Raw genomic sequence first — 1,076 nt, 5'->3', positions numbered from 1 at the left:
CGGATCGCCTCACGCCCGCTGCCCCGCCCGCTCCCGCCCGGGCCACGCCGGCGCGACCTGGCCGAGATCATCGCCTGGGCCGTCGATCGCGCGGCCAAGCGCAGCCGCCTGCGCGCGCTGTGTTTCGAGCGCGGGCTCACCGCACAGGTCATGCTGCGGCGGCGCGGAGTCGATTCGACGCTGTTCTATGGGATCCGCCCCGGTTCGAAGATGCCGCTCGACGCGCATGTCTGGGTTCTCGATCAGGGATTCGACGTGACGGGCACGCCGCCCGATGGAGGCTATGCGATCCTGGCGTCGTTCCCGCCGGGTCGTGAGGCGAGCGGATTTCAGCCGTGTTGAACCTCGATGCGCTGATCGACGGCGATGCCCAGATCGCCTCCCCGGAATTCGCGCTCGTCGTCGCGGCAACGCGGTGGCCGCATGATCCGCGCTGGGCAGCACGGCTTCGCGATCTGGCGTTACAGGTCACCGATTGGCCGCGCGTCGCGGCGATCGTCGAGCGCCACCGCGTTGCCGGCCTGTTTGCGGCAGGCCTGAACCATGCGGGCCTGCCGGACATCGATGCCGGGACCGAAGCGCGCGCCGCGATCGGGGCACTCGCGCGGGACAGCGCGGTGCAGGAACTGCAATCCGTCTTCGAAACGCTACACTTGGTACGCGCGCTGGAGGGGGCCGGCATTCCCGTCCGGGTGCTGAAGGGCGCGACTGCGGCGATGCTCGCCTTTGGCCGCTATGGTGTCCGCTACAGCATGGACATCGATCTGATCGTCGCCAAGGACCAGGTCGCGCACGCCGCCAGCCTGCTCGACGCGCGGGGCTATGTGCGGATCGCGCCGGCGGCCGATGCGAGCGCGGCGACGATGCGGGCGCGGATGGCGCGCTACAAGGATCTCGCATTCGAGCATCCGGATTCGGGGCTGATGGTCGAGCTGCACTGGCGCCTGTTCCAGAATCCCTATCTGTTGCGCGGCGATGACCTCGATGCGCGCGAGCCGATGCAGCTCGTGCCGGGCGCCAGCGTGGCGGTTCTCCCGCGCGCTCCCGCGATCCTGTACCTGTTCGCGCATGGTACA

Annotated in this window: 2 protein-coding genes; both read left to right on the top strand. The window is 69.5% G+C overall.

Annotation, left to right across the window (positions count from 1 at the left end; all coding sequences use genetic code 11):
• A partial coding sequence (locus sphsw_RS08935; protein WP_031440306.1) for a lasso peptide biosynthesis B2 protein occupies positions 1-342 on the top strand: 342 nt, incomplete at its 5' end.
• The coding region (locus sphsw_RS08930; protein ID WP_160172624.1) for a nucleotidyltransferase family protein at positions 336-1,076 on the top strand (741 nt) is incomplete at its 3' end. The genes sphsw_RS08935 and sphsw_RS08930, both read left to right, overlap by 7 nt.

The sequence above is a fragment of the Sphingomonas sp. FUKUSWIS1 genome, from assembly GCF_000733135.1.
Taxonomy (GTDB): domain Bacteria; phylum Pseudomonadota; class Alphaproteobacteria; order Sphingomonadales; family Sphingomonadaceae; genus Sphingomonas; species Sphingomonas aerolata.
Note: the sequence above shows the minus strand (reverse complement) of the source record. Positions and strands in the feature narration are given on the sequence as shown.